17 protein-coding genes are annotated in these 16,317 nt (G+C 70.5%); 7 read left to right on the top strand and 10 right to left on the bottom strand.

Annotation, left to right across the window (positions count from 1 at the left end; all coding sequences use genetic code 11):
* Positions 1–76: 76 nt before the first annotated feature.
* Positions 77–1,204, top strand: a complete 1,128-nt coding sequence (locus ACFYR3_RS01200; protein ID WP_355855397.1) for a magnesium and cobalt transport protein CorA — start codon at positions 77–79, stop codon at positions 1,202–1,204.
* Between the two features lie 179 nt (positions 1,205–1,383).
* Here the strand turns inward: ACFYR3_RS01200 and ACFYR3_RS01205 are convergent, their stop codons facing one another.
* Complete coding sequence (locus ACFYR3_RS01205; protein ID WP_355855394.1) at positions 1,384–1,821, bottom strand: CBS domain-containing protein; 438 nt, start codon at positions 1,819–1,821, stop codon at positions 1,384–1,386.
* 330 nt (positions 1,822–2,151) lie between these two features.
* A complete protein-coding gene (locus ACFYR3_RS01210; RefSeq protein WP_389280931.1) occupies positions 2,152–2,784 on the bottom strand; it encodes a uridine kinase in 633 nt (210 codons plus the stop codon).
* 146 nt (positions 2,785–2,930) lie between these two features.
* Here ACFYR3_RS01210 and ACFYR3_RS01215 point away from each other — a divergent pair, with 146 nt between their 5' ends.
* The 3 genes from ACFYR3_RS01215 (at position 2,931) to ACFYR3_RS01225 (ending at position 6,106) form a co-directional block, all read left to right on the top strand.
* The gene (locus ACFYR3_RS01215; protein WP_355855389.1) at positions 2,931–3,626 is read left to right on the top strand and encodes a DUF2293 domain-containing protein; all 696 of its coding nucleotides are present in this window, start codon (positions 2,931–2,933) and stop codon (positions 3,624–3,626) included.
* Positions 3,627–3,903: 277 nt separating this feature from the next.
* Positions 3,904–4,383, top strand: a complete 480-nt coding sequence (locus ACFYR3_RS01220; RefSeq protein WP_356781920.1) for an anthrone oxygenase family protein — start codon at positions 3,904–3,906, stop codon at positions 4,381–4,383.
* Between the two features lie 229 nt (positions 4,384–4,612).
* A complete protein-coding gene (locus ACFYR3_RS01225; protein ID WP_355855384.1) occupies positions 4,613–6,106 on the top strand; it encodes a glutamate synthase subunit beta in 1,494 nt (497 codons plus the stop codon).
* Between the two features lie 103 nt (positions 6,107–6,209).
* Here the strand turns inward: ACFYR3_RS01225 and ACFYR3_RS01230 are convergent, their stop codons facing one another.
* The 3 genes from ACFYR3_RS01230 to ACFYR3_RS01240 form a co-directional block, all read right to left on the bottom strand.
* Positions 6,210–7,013: an SAM-dependent methyltransferase gene (locus tag ACFYR3_RS01230; RefSeq protein WP_355855381.1), complete on the bottom strand. Its 804-nt coding sequence runs from the start codon at positions 7,011–7,013 to the stop codon at positions 6,210–6,212.
* Positions 7,014–7,097: 84 nt separating this feature from the next.
* Complete coding sequence (locus ACFYR3_RS01235; RefSeq protein ID WP_355855378.1) at positions 7,098–7,376, bottom strand: DUF397 domain-containing protein; 279 nt, start codon at positions 7,374–7,376, stop codon at positions 7,098–7,100.
* Positions 7,377–8,237 (bottom strand): helix-turn-helix transcriptional regulator, encoded by an 861-nt coding sequence (locus ACFYR3_RS01240; RefSeq protein WP_355855375.1) that lies wholly within the window; start codon positions 8,235–8,237, stop codon positions 7,377–7,379.
* A gap of 260 nt (positions 8,238–8,497) precedes the next feature.
* Here ACFYR3_RS01240 and ACFYR3_RS01245 point away from each other — a divergent pair, with 260 nt between their 5' ends.
* A complete protein-coding gene (locus tag ACFYR3_RS01245) occupies positions 8,498–9,319 on the top strand; it encodes an ATP-binding protein (protein WP_389280934.1) in 822 nt (273 codons plus the stop codon).
* Between the two features lie 59 nt (positions 9,320–9,378).
* Entirely contained in the window at positions 9,379–9,762 is a 384-nt protein-coding gene (locus tag ACFYR3_RS01250; protein ID WP_356781991.1) for a hypothetical protein, read from the top strand.
* 229 nt (positions 9,763–9,991) lie between these two features.
* Here the strand turns inward: ACFYR3_RS01250 and ACFYR3_RS01255 are convergent, their stop codons facing one another.
* From ACFYR3_RS01255 to ACFYR3_RS01275, 5 genes are all read right to left on the bottom strand, one after another.
* Positions 9,992–10,165 (bottom strand): hypothetical protein, encoded by a 174-nt coding sequence (locus tag ACFYR3_RS01255; protein WP_355855499.1) that lies wholly within the window; start codon positions 10,163–10,165, stop codon positions 9,992–9,994.
* 262 nt (positions 10,166–10,427) lie between these two features.
* Positions 10,428–11,114: a DUF899 domain-containing protein gene (locus ACFYR3_RS01260; RefSeq protein WP_356781913.1), complete on the bottom strand. Its 687-nt coding sequence runs from the start codon at positions 11,112–11,114 to the stop codon at positions 10,428–10,430.
* A 229-nt stretch (positions 11,115–11,343) separates the two neighbouring features.
* Positions 11,344–13,245, bottom strand: a complete 1,902-nt coding sequence (locus ACFYR3_RS01265) for an FUSC family protein (protein ID WP_389280937.1) — start codon at positions 13,243–13,245, stop codon at positions 11,344–11,346.
* A gap of 692 nt (positions 13,246–13,937) precedes the next feature.
* Positions 13,938–14,675 (bottom strand): hypothetical protein, encoded by a 738-nt coding sequence (locus tag ACFYR3_RS01270; RefSeq protein WP_355855508.1) that lies wholly within the window; start codon positions 14,673–14,675, stop codon positions 13,938–13,940.
* 210 nt (positions 14,676–14,885) lie between these two features.
* On the bottom strand, positions 14,886–15,674 hold the full coding sequence (locus ACFYR3_RS01275; protein WP_389280939.1) for a nucleotidyltransferase domain-containing protein: 789 nt from the start codon (positions 15,672–15,674) through the stop codon (positions 14,886–14,888).
* A gap of 182 nt (positions 15,675–15,856) precedes the next feature.
* Here ACFYR3_RS01275 and ACFYR3_RS01280 point away from each other — a divergent pair, with 182 nt between their 5' ends.
* Entirely contained in the window at positions 15,857–16,294 is a 438-nt protein-coding gene (locus tag ACFYR3_RS01280) for a RidA family protein (RefSeq protein ID WP_355855514.1), read from the top strand.
* The last annotated feature ends 23 nt before the right edge of the window (positions 16,295–16,317 follow it).

Genomic DNA, 16,317 nt, shown 5'->3' on the forward strand with positions numbered 1-16,317 from the left:
GTGTCCGACCAGGCCTGGCAGACTGGCGTGCCAGGCGCAAAGTGCGGCCCGAGGAGATCCACGCGAGGAGATCCAGATGTCCATGGCAGGGAATTTGCGGAGGGTGACGGCTCTCGGTGCGGTCGACGGCCTCCGCAGAGTGGCACGGCTGACACGGCGGCGGCGCCGTGTCGACCTGAGTCACCCCGCCCGGTCGCCGTTGGGCTCCGCGGTGGTGAACTGTGTCGCGTACCAGGACGGCGCCCGGATCCCCGAGGGCCGCGATCTGGTCGACACCGTGCAGCGGATCCGCAAGCGCGACGAGGGATTCGTCTGGCTCGGACTGCACGAACCGACCGACCTGGAGTTCGCGGGCATCGCCGAGCTCTTCGACCTGCATCCGCTGGCCGTCGAGGACTCGGTGGAGGCACATCAGCGTCCGAAGGTGGAGCGGTACGGCGACACCCTCTTCGCGGTGTTCAAAACGGTCTGTTACGTGGAGCACACGGAGTTGACCGCGACCAGTGAAGTGGTGAACACCGGCGAGATCATGGTGTTCGTCGGACCGGACTTCGTCATCACCGTGCGGCACGGACGGCACGGATCCCTGGGCCCGCTGCGCGAGGAGCTGGAGTCCGATACGCACCAGCTGTCCAAGGGGCCGGCCGCGGTCCTGCACGCGATCGCGGACCATGTGGTCGACGACTATATGAGCGTCACCGACTCGGTCCAGGCGGACATCGACCAGGTCGAGGCCGATGTGTTCGCCGAGAACGGCGCACGCACGGACGCGGGACGCATCTACCAGCTCAAGCGCGAACTCCTCGAACTGAAGCGGGCCGTGGTCCCGCTCGCCCGGCCCGTCCAGGAGCTGGCGACCCGGCCGACCCGCGTGATCGACCCGGAGATACAGGCGTACTTCCGGGACGTCTCCGACCATCTGCTGCGGGCCACCGAGCAGATAGCCGCCTTCGACGAACTCCTCAACTCGATCCTGCAGGCTCATCTCGCGCAGGTGACGGTGGCGCAGAACGAGGACATGCGGAAGATCACGGCATGGGCGGCGGTCATCGCCGTCCCGACCATGGTCTGCGGCGTGTACGGCATGAACTTCGACAACATGCCCGAACTGCACTGGAGGTTCGGCTACCCCATCGTCATCGGCGCCATATCCATCGGCTGTCTCGTCCTCTACCGAGGGTTCAGACGCAACGGCTGGCTCTGACACGCCTCCCGCCCGGCGCGGCCGGCCGGACGAGAGCGCGCCGCGCATCGGGAACGAGAGCGCGCCGCGTATCCGGCATGGACCGGCGTCGGGTCGGGTCGCTTCGGGACCGGTCGCTTCGGGACACTTTCCGGTCGGGTCGGATCGGGGAGGTCGGCAAGGCCGGGAGATCTACCGGGTCAGCGCGCCGCGCTGCTCCCGCCCCGGGCGTAGACGCTCTCGACCCAGGCGGCGAGCTGTTCGTCGCTGACGTGCTGGGCGAGGTCGGCCTCGCTGATCATGCCGACCAGTCTCTTGTCCTCGATCACCGGAAGCCGGCGGATCTGGTGCCCCTTCATCTCCTGGAGCACTTCGCCGACATCGGCGCCGGCGTCGATCCAACGCGGTGTGCCTTGGGCCATCTCGCCCGCGGTGACCTGTGCCGGGTCGTGGCCCATGGCCACACAGCCGACGACGATGTCGCGGTCCGTGAGGATGCCGCAGAGGCGTTCGTTCTGGTCGCTGATGGGCAGGGCGCCCACGTTGAGCTCGCGCATCAGCTGGGCGGCGCGGTCCAGGGTCTCGTGGGCGGGGATCCACTGGGCACCACGGTGCATGATGTCTCCGGCGGTGGTCATGTAGTACCTCCCGGTGCCGGACGGCCGGCGCGGCGTGGAACACACCGCTAGTCCCGGCGCCCTTCATTCTCGCCGTGCCCCAGGGGCTGCGCACCTGGAGGTACCTGTATCCGGCGGCCGGCGGCTGGCGGCCGCCGGACCGAGTCGAGGGCCGTCGGACCGGCGGAAGGCCCGAAATGGACGGGGCGAAGGCCGAGGGGGACGGGCGAAGGCCGAAGAGACGGGGCGAAGGCCGAGGGAGCGGGGACGGCCGTCATGGTCGGCCGTTCCACACCAGTCGGCGGTTCCACACCGGTCGACCGTTCCACGCCGGTCAGCCGTTCCCGCCTGTCAGCCGTTCCACGCCGGGTGGCGGGGGTCGTCGGCTCGCACCAGGACGTCGGCCGTGGTGGCCGGGCCCACCTCGCTCTCGTAGCGGGCGAACGCGGGCAGGGTCCAGTGCTCCTCCTCGGGGGTACGGCGGCGGAGGGCCCCCGGGGAGAGGAGTACGTGGACGCTGAGGTCGAACGGGAACCAGTGGCGCAGAAGGAGGGGGCCATGGATCAACAGGATTCCGCCGGGCGGGAGTTGGACGTAGGGGCTGCGGGTGGCCCGGTCGGTGGCGGGGTCCCAGAGGTCGGGCAGGACCTTGCCGTCGCCGCCGGGTTCGAGGGGACCGAAGACCTCGCGCCAGAGCGCGCCCGTGTCGAACCAGCCGTCGTAGTAGGCCTCGACGTCCTGGTGACCGTATTCGAGCCGGAGCGAGGCGGGGCGCAGGAAGCCCTCCGCCCCGACGACCAGCGAGGAACGGCCGCGTATGCGCAGCGCCTCGAAGACACGGTGCGCGAGTTCGCCGGGGCGGGCGGCCGGGGCTCCGTCGAAGGCGATGCGCGGCCAGGGGCTGCCGTCCTCCGGTTTCAGGTCGAGCAGACGGTCGGCGAGGAGGTCGCCGAGCCGTTCCCAGGTGATCGCTTCGAGTCGCACGGGGCCATGATGCCGCGAGCGCGATGGGACCCGGTCGGCGCGGTGGGCCGCGAGCGGGCACGGGAGGCATGTGGGCCGGGGCGCGGGCCGTGCGGGACATCGCCCGACGACGTAGATGTAGCGCCGGTCCGGGGAAGGAACCGCGTATGGCACCGATCGCTGATCCCCCGTACCGGAACGGACTTCTCGTCGTCCAGCCGCTCAAGAAGAGGCGCTGTGTCGAGTGCCGGAGCGGGCCGCTGGCGCTGCTGGTGCTGGAGGAGGGAGCGCCCCGGTGTCTGGACTGTGCGGATCTCGGACATCTGGTGTTCCTGGCGCGCGGTGACACCGCGCTGACGCGCAGATCGCGGGAGGGCAGCGCATTGTCGGCCGTGGTGGTGCGGTTCAACCGGCGGCGGGGCCGGTACGAGCGGCAGGGCGTCATGGTCGAGGAGACGGCGCTCGCCCTGGCCGAGGAGCGGTGTCTGGCGGACGCCGAGGCACGGCGGCGGCGCCGGGCCCGGGACGCCCGCCGCCGGGAGGCGGAGGATGTCCGCTTCACGGACGCGTTCGCGCGGGAGATACGCCGACTGTTTCCGCACTGTCCGGCCGACCGGGCGCGAGCGATCGCCGCACACGCCTCCGTGCGCGGCAGCGGGCGGGTCGGGCGGAGCTCGGCGGGCCGCGCGCTGTCCGAGGCGGCCGTGACCGCCGCGGTCCGCGCGTCCGTTCGGCACACGGAGACCCCGTACGACCACCTGCTGATGAGCGGCGTTTCGCGGTACGAGGCGCGCCGTAGGATCGCGGCCACGGTGGACACAAGGCTCTGGGAATGGCGTGACGACATGACCGCGCGAGCGTGATGGAGTGCTCGCGCAGGTTTGGGTGGACGCCTCTGCGGGCGTGATGGAGCGCTCGCGCGGTGTGAGTGGGCGCCTCTGCGGGCGTGAGCGGACGCTCGGCGGGCGTGAAGGAGCGCTCGCGCGGTGTGAGTGGGCGCCTCTGCGGGCGTGAGTGGGCCCTCACGCAAGGTCCGCGTCGCCCCGCCCATGGCCACTGTCGTCGTAGCGGATTTCACTTGTGGTGACGGTCGGCGCTGTGCAGGATCTTGGGTGCGGCCGGTTCGAAGCGGGAGTGGACATGATCGATGGACCGTATTTCGTGCTGACGCTGCTGGGGGTGCTCGGCTGCGGGCTGGTGGCAGGGGTGTTCTGCGGGTTCTCGACGTTCGTGATGAGGGCGCTCGCCCAGCTGCCGCCGGCGCAGGGAATCGCGGCGATGAACGCGATCAACGTCGCCGCGGTCCGCCCCCCGTTCATGCTGGTGTTCGCCGGGTCGGCGGTGCTGTGCTCGGTGCTCGCGGTGGTGACCTTCGTGCTGCTGCCGGACAGGGGCACGGTGGAGTTGCTGCTCGGCAGCGCGCTGTATCTGTTCGGGGCGTTCGGGGTGACGATCGCGGCGAACGTCCCGCGCAATGACGCGCTGCTGAAGCTGGCCCCCGGAACACCGGAGGCCACCGTCTACTGGCCCACGTATGTGCGCGAGTGGACGATGTGGAACCACGTCCGCACCGCCGCCTCGGCCGCCGCGGCGGTGTCGTACGCGCTCGCCCTCACCTGAGCCGTCCGCTCCTCCCCACAACTGTGTGCGTCCGCTCCTCCCCCGGCCGCCTGCGCGTCCGCCCTCGTCGAGCCCTGGTCCGAGCCCTCGGCCCGCTGTCGTCCGGGGCGGCGGCGTATGCCCGGGCGACGTATCGTGGCGGGAAAGGAGTGCCGCCCGGATTCCGTGGCCGATGACGGCCTACGGCCGTGCGGTCGCGCACCGGTACGCGTACATGAGGGAGACGGCCATGGCCGATCCCAAGGGTTTCATGACCACACCGCGCCAGGAGTATCCGCGCCGGCCCATCCAGGAGCGGGTGCGGGACTGGAACGAGGTGTACGTTCCCGGAGCCCTGCTGCCGATCATCGAGAAACAGGCCGACCGGTGCATGGACTGCGGCATCCCCTTCTGTCATGAAGCGTGCCCACTGGGCAATCTGATCCCCGAGTGGAACGACCTCGTCTCGCGCGACGACTGGCGGGCGGCGAGCGACCGGCTGCATGCCACGAACAACTTCCCCGAGTTCACCGGGCGGTTGTGTCCCGCGCCGTGCGAGGCCGGCTGTGTGCTGGCGATCAACCAGCCCGCGGTCACCATAAAGAACGTCGAGGTCGCCATCGCCGACCGTGCCTGGGAGGACGGGTTCACACCGCCGCGTCCGCCGGACCGGCTCTCGGGGCGGACGGTCGCGATCGTCGGATCGGGGCCCACCGGGCTCGCCGCGGCACAGCAGTTGACGCGGGCCGGGCACACGGTGGCCGTGTACGAACGGGCCGACCGGATCGGCGGCCTGCTGCGGTACGGAATCCCCGCGTTCAAGATGGAGAAGCGGCACCTGAACCGGCGGCTGGCCCAAATGCGCGCCGAGGGAACCAAGTTCCGCACGTCGACGACGATCGGCACGGACATCGGGGCGACCGAGCTCAAGGCACGCTACGACGCCGTGATTCTCGCGCTCGGGGCCACGGCCTGGCGCGAACTGGACGTGCCCGGACGGCAGTTGTCCGGCATCCATCAGGCGATGGAGTATCTTCCGCTGGCCGACCGGGTGTGCGAGGGGGATCTGGAGGTCTCTCCGTTGTCCGCGGCGGGCAGACATGTGGTGATCGTCGGCGGCGGTGACACCGGAGCAGACTGCCTCGGGACGGCCGTGCGCGAGGGCGCCGCGTCCGTGACCCAGCTCGACATCTATCCGCAGCCGGAGGCCGAGCGCGACGAGGATGCCGAGCCGTGGCCGACGTATCCGAAGATCTACCGGCTCTCCGCCGCGCACGAGGAGGCCGGCACGCTGGGCACGGCACCCGCCGCGGACGCGGACGCGCGGCTCTTCGCCGCGTCCACGCTCCAGTTCGAAGGGGACGCGAACGGGCGGGTGCGCTCGCTGCGTCTCGTCGAGGTCGACGAGCGGCGCCGCCCGATCCCCGGTTCCGGGCGGACCCTGCCCGCCGATCTCGTGCTGCTCGCCCTCGGCTTCTTGGGCCCGGACCGGCACGACGGCCTGATCGACCAGCTGGGACTGGCACTTGAGCCGCGCGGCACGATCGTGCGCGACGCCGGCTTCGGCACGAACGTTCACGGGGTGTACGCCGCCGGGGACGCGGCACGCGGCGCGTCGCTCGTCGTGTGGGCGATCGCCGAGGGCCGGGCGGTCGCCGCGGCCGTGGACAGGGCGCTGATCGGCGCGGGCCGCCCGCCCCTGCCGGCTCCGATCGGACCGTACGACCGCCCGATGACGGCGTAGCGTCGCCACACCGCGCCCCGAAAGCCCGCACCTTGCACCCCGCAGCGCGAGTCCCGGTGTCCGGGAAAACACCGCGGCGGGGTGCGCAACTCCCGTGAAAACCCTACGGTTTGCGTCCCACCGCCCCATAGCCGGGGATGACCCCGTCGTCCTGTCCCGGCACCGGTTCGCCCAGTTCCGGGTGCCACTCGTGGACCACCGCGACGCCCGGCTCGACCAGGTCGAGGCCGTCGAAGAAGCGGCTGAACTCCTCGCGGGAGCGCAGTGCCAGGGTGACGCCCGCCGCCTTGAGCTTCGCGATCGCCGCCGCCGACTCCTCGGGAGTGAAGTCGGCGGTGGCGTGGGTGATCATCAGGTAGCTGCCGGAGGGCAGTTCGCACAGCAGGCGGTCGACCAGGGCGTGCGCGCCGTCCGCGTCGGAGACGAAGTGGAGCAGCGCCACGAGGGAGAGCGCCACGGGCCGGCCGAAGTCCAGGACCTTCCTTGCCCCGTCGAGAATGGCGTCCGGGTCCCGCACATCGGCCTGCAGATACTCGGTCATGCCCGCGTCCGAGCTGCGCAGCAGGGCTGCCGCGTGGGCCAGCACGATCGGGTCGTTGTCGCAGTACACGACCCGGGCGTCGGGTGCGACGGCCTGGGCGATCTGGTGAAGGTTCGGCTCGGTCGGGATGCCGGTGCCGATGTCGAGGAACTGCCGCACACCGTTCTGGGCCAGCCAGCGTGTGGCACGGTGCATGAAGGCGCGGTTGACCCGGGCCATCACCGGCACCCTCGGATCGAGGGTGAGCATCTGACGGCCCATTTCCTCGTCGACGGGGTAGTTGTCCTTGCCGCCGAGATACCAGTCGTACATCCGGGCGGGATGCGGCTTGCTCGTGTCGATTCCGATGGGGGGCTGCCCGGTCATGACGGTCTCCGTAAGTCCGCGCCGTGGTAAGTGATCAACTCAGAACCAAATTCAGGAAAGTCGGGAAAAGAGAAAGCAAGTCGTTCAGGAAAGAAGGAAGTCCGCCTCTCCCGCTTTCGCACCCTGGATGAACGCGGTCATCTCGCCGGGCGTGTAGATGAGGGCGGGACCGTCCGGGTCCGCCGACTGACGTACGGCGATACGGCCGTCGGCGAGTTTCATCGCCTCCAGGCAGTTGCCGCCGTTTCCGCCGCTCCACGGCTTGTGCCAGCCCTCGCTGCCCAGTTCACGGGCAGGCATTCCGTTGTAGATGCGCACGTTGCCTATTCGCGGGTTGAGGCGTTCCGGCGTGATGCGTTCCATTCACAGCTCCTTGCGGAGATCCCGGAGGATCTCCTTCGTGCGATGTGCCGTGGCGGCTTGAGCCGCCATGCGGTCCATGACCTCCAGGTGGGTCGCCACCTCGGAACGCGCGTCCAGGTAGACGGCGCCGGTCAGGTACTCGCTGTAGACCATGTCCGGGAGTTCCGGCATGGCAAATCGGAACAGCACGAAGGGCCCGTACGTGCCGGGGTGCGGACCCGAGGAGAACGGGATCACCTGCAACGTCACATGGGGCAGCTTCGTGGCCTGAAGCAACTTGTCGATCTGAGCGCGCATCACCTCGGGCCCGCCGATGGTGCGGCGCAGCACCGTCTCGTCCATCACGGCCCATATCCGGGGTGCGTCCTGACGCGTGAGCAGATCCTGGCGTTGCATGCGCAGCGCCACATGGCGCTCGATGTCCTCGGGCCTGGTCTGCCCGATGGCCCCCGCCTTCAGGACACCGCGGGCGTAGTCCTCTGTCTGCAACAGGCCGGGAACGAAGTGCGGTTCGTAGGAGCGCAGGAGGGCGGCGGCGCCTTCCAGGCTGACGTGCATGGAGAACCAGTCGGGCAGGATGTCGTGGAACCGCTGCCACCAGCCGGGCTTGTTCGCGTCCTCGGCCAGTTGGACGAATGCCTCGGCCTCCTCGTCGCTGACGCCGTACGACTTCAGCAGGAGCTGGAGGTACGGGATCTTGAGGGAGACCTCGGCCATCTCCATGCGGCGGACCGTCGCGGGGGCGACGCGCAGGATCCGCGCGGCCTCCTCACGCTTGAGACCCGCGCGTTCCCGCAGGTCCAGCAGTCGCCGGCCGAGGACGACCTGGCCGACCGTCGGCGCGGACCGCGGTTCGCTCACGTCCCACCTCCACTGAGTCCGGACAGCCCGGCCGGCGCCGTCCGGGTTCTTCCTCGTCTTCCTCGACGATCCCAACTGGCGCCGCTCGGCTTGCTGTTGCCAGCAGTGTGCCACGCGCCCGTACGGCGTCACACGGCACTCTGCATTTTTCAGAGTGAGTCTTGCCAAGTGTTCGCGGCGGGGCGATAGTGGCAAGCGTGATTCCGTCCGCGCCGTTAGGAACAGACGCCGCCGAAGACCGGTTCGGTCTCCGTGCCGCCATGGGGCAGCACCCCGGCGCGGCCGCAGAGCGCCGGTTCCGCTTCGAGCTGGCCGCACACCCGGGCTCCGTGGCTCAGGCGCGACGCCTGACCCGGTCCCGCCTGTCCGGCTGGGCGGTGTGCGAGGACACCTGCGACACGGCGGCCCTCGTGGTCTCGGAGCTGGTCACCAACGCGATCGTGCATGCCGCCGGGCAACGCGTCGTCTGCGAACTGCACGACGCCGACGACCTGGTGCGCATAGCGGTGTGCGACGAGGGGTGCGCTCCGGGTGAGCCGCACCCCTCCCCGCAACGGCCCGACGAGGAGCACGGGAGGGGATTGCTTCTCGTCGCGGCAGTGTCCAGGGCCTGGGGGGCCCAGGACACCGGGCCCGGTCTGCTGGTGTGGGCGGAGATCGCGCGCGCGGCAGGCCGGGCCGAAGACACCGCAGACACCACCCGGCCGAACCCGGGTGACCCGGACGACCGGCATGACCTGGACGACCTGGACCGGCTCGACGCCGAGTTCGAGGCCGAGTCGGACCCGGGGCCGACTGCTCGGCCCCGTGAAGCCCGGTCCGACCAGGGCCCGCCCGCCGCGGACACCGGCCCGCGGGCGGACCTGGGCTGGAGCGCGAAGAAGCCCCCGAACGACGGTCGGGGCACGGGGGCGGAGGGATCCTGGGGGGCGGGAACCGTGGGGAACCCTCAATCTCCCTCCGCCCCGAGCGGGAGTCAGGATCGGGATCTGCATCGGAATCTGCATGGGGATCGAGATCTGCATCTTGATCTCCATCGGGATCTGCATCGGGAACGGAATCGGGATCGGGAGAGCCTGTGAGCCGTACGTCGGCGGCGGGGCCTGCGGCGCGGGTCCTGAGCCTGGACACGCTCGTCCGCATGAAGCGCGGACGGCGGCAGCCCGGGCCGCCGAGGCGTCTCCCCGTCCCCGAAGGCATGAAGGTGCCGCTGGGCTGCGACGCGGTGTCGGTGCCCGCCCACTTCGGACCTCTGCTGCTGTCGAGGCTGCCTCGCGTGGGCTGCGTCTACGCGGACCCGGCGCAGTGGTGGTGGATCGTCCCCAGCGACTCCGACGTCGCGCTGGAATGGCCGGCACCCGCCCACTACGTCACGGGTGCGGTCGTGCCGGACTCACCTCGGATTCCCGGGCTCATCCACAAACCGGATAGTACGCTTCCGTATACCCCGCCGATACCTCTGTATCTCGCCCTGTGCCGGGTCACCGGGACAACACCCGCCTGGTCGCGCCCGATCAGCGCGTAAGCGCGGCCGCGGCCCGGGGGCTCACCGGGATCGCCTGACGCTCTCACGGTCACGTCCGAAGTAAGCCGGTCGCCGGTCGCCGGTCGCCGGTCGCCGGTCGCCGGTCGCCGGTCGCCGGTCGCCGGTCGCCGGTCGCCGCCAAACGCCGTCGGCCCGGCCCCGACACGCTGGCACATTCCCTGAGTTGACTCTCTGGGAGATGGCAAGGGCTGCTGGTCCCGCACGGCCCTCACTCGATGCCGTCTGCACCGCCCACGACGACGAGGAACGCGTCGGAGGCGAGATCCATGACGACCTCCGCGGCCTGGCCCTCCTGGCGGCGCGCCTGTGCGAACTCCTCCGCGGGCCACGACCCGCGTGGTCCGCCGGCGGGAAAGCGCTCCAGCACCATTCGCCCGTTCACCCTTTACCTCCATGTCGCGCTGCTCTCCAGAGTTAAACGCCTGCCATGGGGTGAACGGCTCTGGAAGTGACGGTACTGAGACGAAGTCGACACCAGGTAACCAGGCCCGCTTCGCGACGGGTGCCGCGAGTCCCCGGCGCTCGTCCTCGGCGCTCGTCAGACCTGGTCCCGATCCCGCCGGACCTGGTCCCGATCCCTCTGGACCTCGTCCCGACCCTTCTGGACCTTGTCCCGAATCGCGTCAGTCCTCGTACTCCTCGCGTCAGAACTCGTACTCGTCGTGGTATCGAACGCGCTCGCTGCCCGCGGGTGCCCCCAGTGCGGACGCGCGGCCCTTGGGCTCCTCCCACTCCTCCTGCCGGCCCAGCGCGGTGAGATCCAGGAGAGAGGTCGTGGAGCCGAGACCGTCAAGACCGCGTTCGTATGTGGAGTACGTATGGAAGACGCGTTCGCGGTCACGCAGGAAGCAGCTCATCCCGGGCCGCTCGTAGGGCTCGTGTCCACCGAACGACACCTGGAAGTCGTAGTTGAAGTCACTGTCGTACGACGAGTACCAGGGCACCGTCCAGCCCATCCGGGCCTTGAACGGCAGGATCTTCGTGTACGGCGCCCGGGACACCGCGGCGAACTCGGTTCCGCGGGCGCGCACATGGGCGAGGTGCCCGATCTGGTCGAGGAACGCCGAGCAGCTGCGGCAGCCCGCGTCCCACTCGGGAGCGAACATGAAGTGGTAGACGACGAGTTGGTCCCGTCCCCGGAAGAGGTCGGGCAACGTCGCCTTCCCGTCGCCGCTCTTGAAGACGTACTCCTTGTCGATCTCGACCATCGGCAGTCCGCGCCGCTCCGCGTTGAGAGCGTCACGCGCGCGGGTGGCGGCCTTCTCCTTGACCAGCAGTTCCTCGCGCGCGGCCTGCCACTCCTCACGCGAGACGATCTGTGGAAGCGTCATCTGCTCCTCCTGCGAACGGTGCCTACTCTGTGGTGGACGCCCAGGAGAAGCGGAACTCATCGGAATGGCCCCAAGATTTTTCGGGGCCGGTGGCATCGGACGCGCGCGGGGCGAGCCCCGCAGGCGTCGCGCGCCCCCATGGACCGTACGGGTACGGCCCGCGAGCCGCCCATCAGCCGCCCGCGAGCCTCACACTCCGAAGGCCGTACGGACACGATCCCCCTGAGCGTCACACAGCGAGGGGACGCGTGGGCGCCGCCCGGAGTCCCGCCCGCTCGCGTCGCTCGGCCAGTTCGCCGAGCAGTTCGTTGATCCGGTCGGTGTGCCGGGATGTGAGCCGGCCGGTGTCGTCGAGCTGCACGGCACACGCCGTGGTCGTGTCGACGAGCCGTGCCAGGGTGGCCGCGACCTCGTCCGTGCCCTCGGAGTGCCGCGCCAGGGCGGGGAGTTCGGCGGCGGCGAGGTCGATCGCGGCGCTGGCCTCGGCGAGCGCGCGGTAGGCCTCCCGGCGCAGGACCCAACGGCCCGTACGGTCGCGGGCCGTGCCGTCGCTCAGCACGTGGGCGAGATAGACGTCCGCCGCCTCGGTGGCCCGGGTGAGCCTCGCCCGCACGGTCCCGCCGCGCTGTCCGAGCGTCGGCAGATGCCCGACCAGCAGGACGATCGCGCAGGCCAGCAGCGTCTCCACGATCCGGTTCCAGGATGCCTGCGGCTCGCCTCCGACCATCACGAGGGCGAGGACGAGGACGGTGACGACGGCGGTCTGCGCGGCGAAGTGCCGGGTGGCGACGGGGATGAGGGCGCCGCTGACCGCGACCAGGGCGACGAATCCGTCCGGCCGCGGCAGCAGGAGGGCGAGCCCCGCGAACGCGACCGCTCCGAGGACGGTTCCCGCCGCCCGGCAGAGCACACGGGATGCGAGCGGTCCGAGATCGGGCTTGACGAGGAAGACGGCGGTCGCCGGGAGCCAGTACCAGTGCGGGTGGTTGCCGTACCAGCGCGCGTGGTGCAGCGCCTGTGCCACGGCGACGCTCGCGCCGAAGCAGAGGGCGACCCGGATGCCGTACTCGCGCCCCGCGGAACCGAGAGCGGTGCGTACGAGGGAGACAGCGGTGCGCCGCCGGGGGTGCAGGACGTTCCCGGAGCCCCGGTCGAAGGCCTCGGCGGCATGCAGCAGGGCGTCGTGGAGGGCGCGCAGCGCGGGTACGACGGGTGTGCCGCTCCCGAGCGGGCCGGACCGGACGCCGGGGACGGCGGGCGCCGGGAGCGGACCGGTGGGGGCGCCGGTGCGGACGGCGACGGCGAGCCGCCGGGGGCCCTCAGCGGCCCGTGCGGGCACGGCCTCGCCCGCCCAGGCGAGCGCGGTCGCGGCCTCGGCGAGCGGCAGGGCGGCGGCGTACTGCGCGTGCAGTCGCCGCTCGGCCGCGGAACTGGCGTATCGCCGCAGCCGGGGCCCGTCGAGCGCGTCCTGCGCGTGGTCGAGGGCCGCGGTCAGCGCGACGCGCCGCCGGATCGCGTCGGGTCCGCCCGCGGCGAGCAGCAGGTGGGCGATGGCGTCGTAGACACCGCCGACGGCGTCCCGCTCCCCGTCGAAGCGGTAGTCCCCGGTGTTCACCGCGGTCGTCGGCAGTGCGAGCCGCAGTGCGAGCAGCCAGCCGGCCCCGCCGAGGAAGAGGAGCGCACGCACCCACCCCGGCTCGGGCAACGGCATCCCGGCCCCGATCGCCGAGCCGACCAGCAGCTGGGTCGCTGCCCCGGAGGCGACGGGGCCGACCGCGCTGACGGCTCCGGCGAGCAGTCCGAGCCCGGTGAGGACGAGGGTGAGCGTCACGGCGCCGGTGTGCTGTCCGGTGTACGACCCGATGAGCAGACCGGCGGCCCCGGCGAGGGCGGGCACCCCGAGCCGCTCGACGGCGACCCGCCTGCTGCCCGGCCGGTCGTTGATACCCGTCAGCATGGCGCCGAGGGCCGCGATCACTCCGAGTGACGCCCGACCACTCAGTACGGCCGCGAGCAACAGCGGCCCGGCGGCCAGCGCGCCCCGCAGGACCGCGTTCCAGGGAACCGGTCCGCGCTGCGCGCGCAGGGCATGGGCGAGCCAGGGTGGTACGGCGAGGCGGGTGAGGCGCACGGGGCTCCTGTCGGGCGAGGGCGGGGTGCCTTCGGGCGACGTCGGCCGGGCTCGTGTCGTTACCAGGGTAGTGCGCGTTGCCTGCGGAAAACGAACGCGGGGATTTCCGCGACGTGACACTTCGCGGGAGACGGACGTAAGCCTTCGCGGGGGACGGACGTAAGACTTCGGGAGAGACGGAGTGAGGCGAGGTTCGCGGGAGACGGGTGAGGAGAGGGAAAAGGGGACGTGACACTTCGGGAGGGGAGGACGTGCCACTTCGGGGAGGAGGAGCGGGTCCGAGGGCGTAGCCGGCCCCCGGACCCTGAGATGCCGCCATGTCGCACGCCGGCACGCTTGAGAACCCAGGTCAGTCGTTATGTCGCCGCGTCCTGCCTTTGGACCACCGCGCATCGAGCTGCGCAGACTGGACTTGAACCAGCATTTCGGCGTACTGGGGCCTGGGCCCGGTCGATCCGGCGATCGGCGGCGAATACTGAGTCTGGAGCAATAGTCTGAGATTGATCACGGTCTGCCTCTGCCGAGTTGGGCTACCGCGGCGCGTGGACACTCCATGTGTCCGGAGTGCCGTTTGGTGCCGCGGGGAGGACTCGAACCTCCACTGGAACCGTGCATTCACGACAAGCTTCAGGTTCAGCTTGCGCTCCTCGCGCACCCCGGCCGTGGTGCGTTGTGGCCGGGGAGTTCAGAGGCTACCCCTGTGCGAACAGGTAGCCGAAAAATGCGTCCCCGACGCGCTGGTCGACGACGTCCACGCCGTTCGCCTCCTCGCGGGCGAACTTGACCGCCTGCTGCAACTTCTCGACGCGGTCGAGGAGTTCGTTCACGCGCCGCGCGGGCAGGGCGCCGGAGAACTTGACGGTCGTCCAGTAGCCGACGGGGATGTCCTCGTAGTACACCTCGACCTGGGCCGGGTGCTTCTCGGTGGCCTCGGCCTTGACGTGGTTCCGGGGGACCTTCTTCGTACGAAGCGTCCGCACCGGCTCGGTCTTCCAGGCATCGGTGGACGGATCCCGCACCCAGGACTCGGAGGCGTCGAGGACGGGCAACTTCCGTACGAAGGTGTTGAGATCGGTCAGCTGCTTCTCAAGAAAGAGCAGATAGGACACCGGCACCTCGGCGACGAGCACGCGCCCGTCCACCTTCACATCGGCCCTCGCCGTGCAGTTGGCCCAGTCCTTGGTGGCGGTCACGTCGAACAGCCGCGTCAGGGTCGCCGCGGTGTCCCGCAGCGCGTCCTCGGCCTGCACCTGGACCCGGGTCGACTCCGGCGGCAGTTGCTCGCCCTCCTCGTCCTTCGGCTGATACGTCCGCGAGATACCGGCGAGCAACGCCGGCTTCTGCAGACCATGATGAGCAGCCGTCAGGTCCTGATGGGACTTGGACTTGATGCCCTTCTCCACTGCGATGATCTGATTGAGTTTCGCCACGTCGGTGACCGTAGCAGCGTCGGCCGGGATCGCTCGAAGCATTATTCGCGCCGGACGGTTCCCCGCCAGATTCGGGACCGTCCCCAGGGAACAACGCCCTCAACTCCGTTGAGGCAACGCGCTCAACCCCGCGGAGGCGACGTTCCCCCTGCGGAAGCAACGTCCTCACCCCAGCGGAGGCGACGTTCCCAACCAGCGCAGGCGACATCCTCACCCCTGCGGAGAGAACGGCTCGGACTCCACCGCAGCCGCGAAGAACACCTCCGCGTCGGAGACGGCGCGGACAAGAGATCGGGAATCCATGCGCAGACCCACAACAAGGTCATCCACTCCTCGCAGTCCAGCGCGTTCCAGCAGCCTCTTCTCGTTCGTCACCCACTCCCCGCGCGCCGCCAGCACGGCGTGACCGGTCTGCATGGCGGCTGTTGTCAGGGCTCCCGCCACCTCCGTGAGCCGACCGGCCGGTGCGTGCTGGGACTTCGCGTAGGCGAGGGTGGCCCGCGCGGTGCCGTACCAGCGTGCGGAGGCGGAGGCGCGGAGCTCCGGCGGGTAGACGCGTGGGCGCGGTAGGCCGTCGCCGCGCAGGACGCGGTTGACGGCGAGTTCGGCGACGATCAGGTAGGTCGGAATTCCGGCGAGATGGAAGAGGAGGGGCTCGACACGGAAGCGGCCGGACTTCGCCTCCGCCAGTTCGTGCTCGACGACATCGAGATCCCGGTAGTGCACGTCGACCCGGCGCTCGTCGATGGTCAGCCAGGCACCGCCGTTGAACACACCGCCGCCCCAGCCGCCGATCTCGGAGACTTCTCCCTGCCAGCCGACGGCTCTGAGGTCCTCGGGGTCGAAGTCGCCCCGGTAGTAGACCGCCAGGTCCCAGTCACTGCCCGGACCATGGGTGCCCTGGGCCCGGGAACCGCCGAGGGCCACGGCCCGGACGGCCGGGAGTGCGGCCAGCCGGTCGGCGACGTGCGCGAGGAACTTCTCGTCGTCCGCGTTCAACGACACAGACCTCCGTTTCTCCGGGTGCATGCGATGAGGATGCTGTCGGGGTGGCGGCGGCGTCGAGCCGATATCGGCTGTAATTGGGATGCGGGAGCACGTGCCGGACCCGCATCATCGGCAGGTTGTCCGGCATCCGTCACCCGTCACCCCGTCGACAGCCCCACCCACAGGGAGCCCCCATGGTCCAGCGCGTCACCGTTCCCAGCCTCTTCGCGCCGCCCGTCTACGCACACGCGTCCGTCGTCGAGGCAGGGACCAAGCTGGCCTTCCTCGCCGGGTCCGTACCGCTCGACGCCGACGGGAAGCTGGTCGGCGCGGGCGATCCCGTACGGCAGGCCGAGCAGGTGCTGGCCAACCTCGACGAGCAACTGCGCGCCGTGGGCAGCGACATGGCCCATGTCGTGTCGACCGATGTGTACGTCGTCAGCGGTGAGCCCGCGGTGCTGTCCGCGGTCTGGGGCGTCGTCGAGGCATCCGGGCTCAGCATCGGCCCGCACTCCTCGACCCTGCTCGGCGTGGCCTGCCTCGGGTACACCGGGCAGCTCGTGGAGATCACGGCGACGGCCGTCGTCCCCGAGGTCGAACCTGCGGCCGAGATCGAGCCCGACCGCGCCTGACGCCCGCGTACGGGGAGGACCGC

Origin of the sequence: Streptomyces sp. NPDC005784, assembly GCF_042871525.1 — a bacterium.
Taxonomy (GTDB): domain Bacteria; phylum Actinomycetota; class Actinomycetes; order Streptomycetales; family Streptomycetaceae; genus Streptomyces.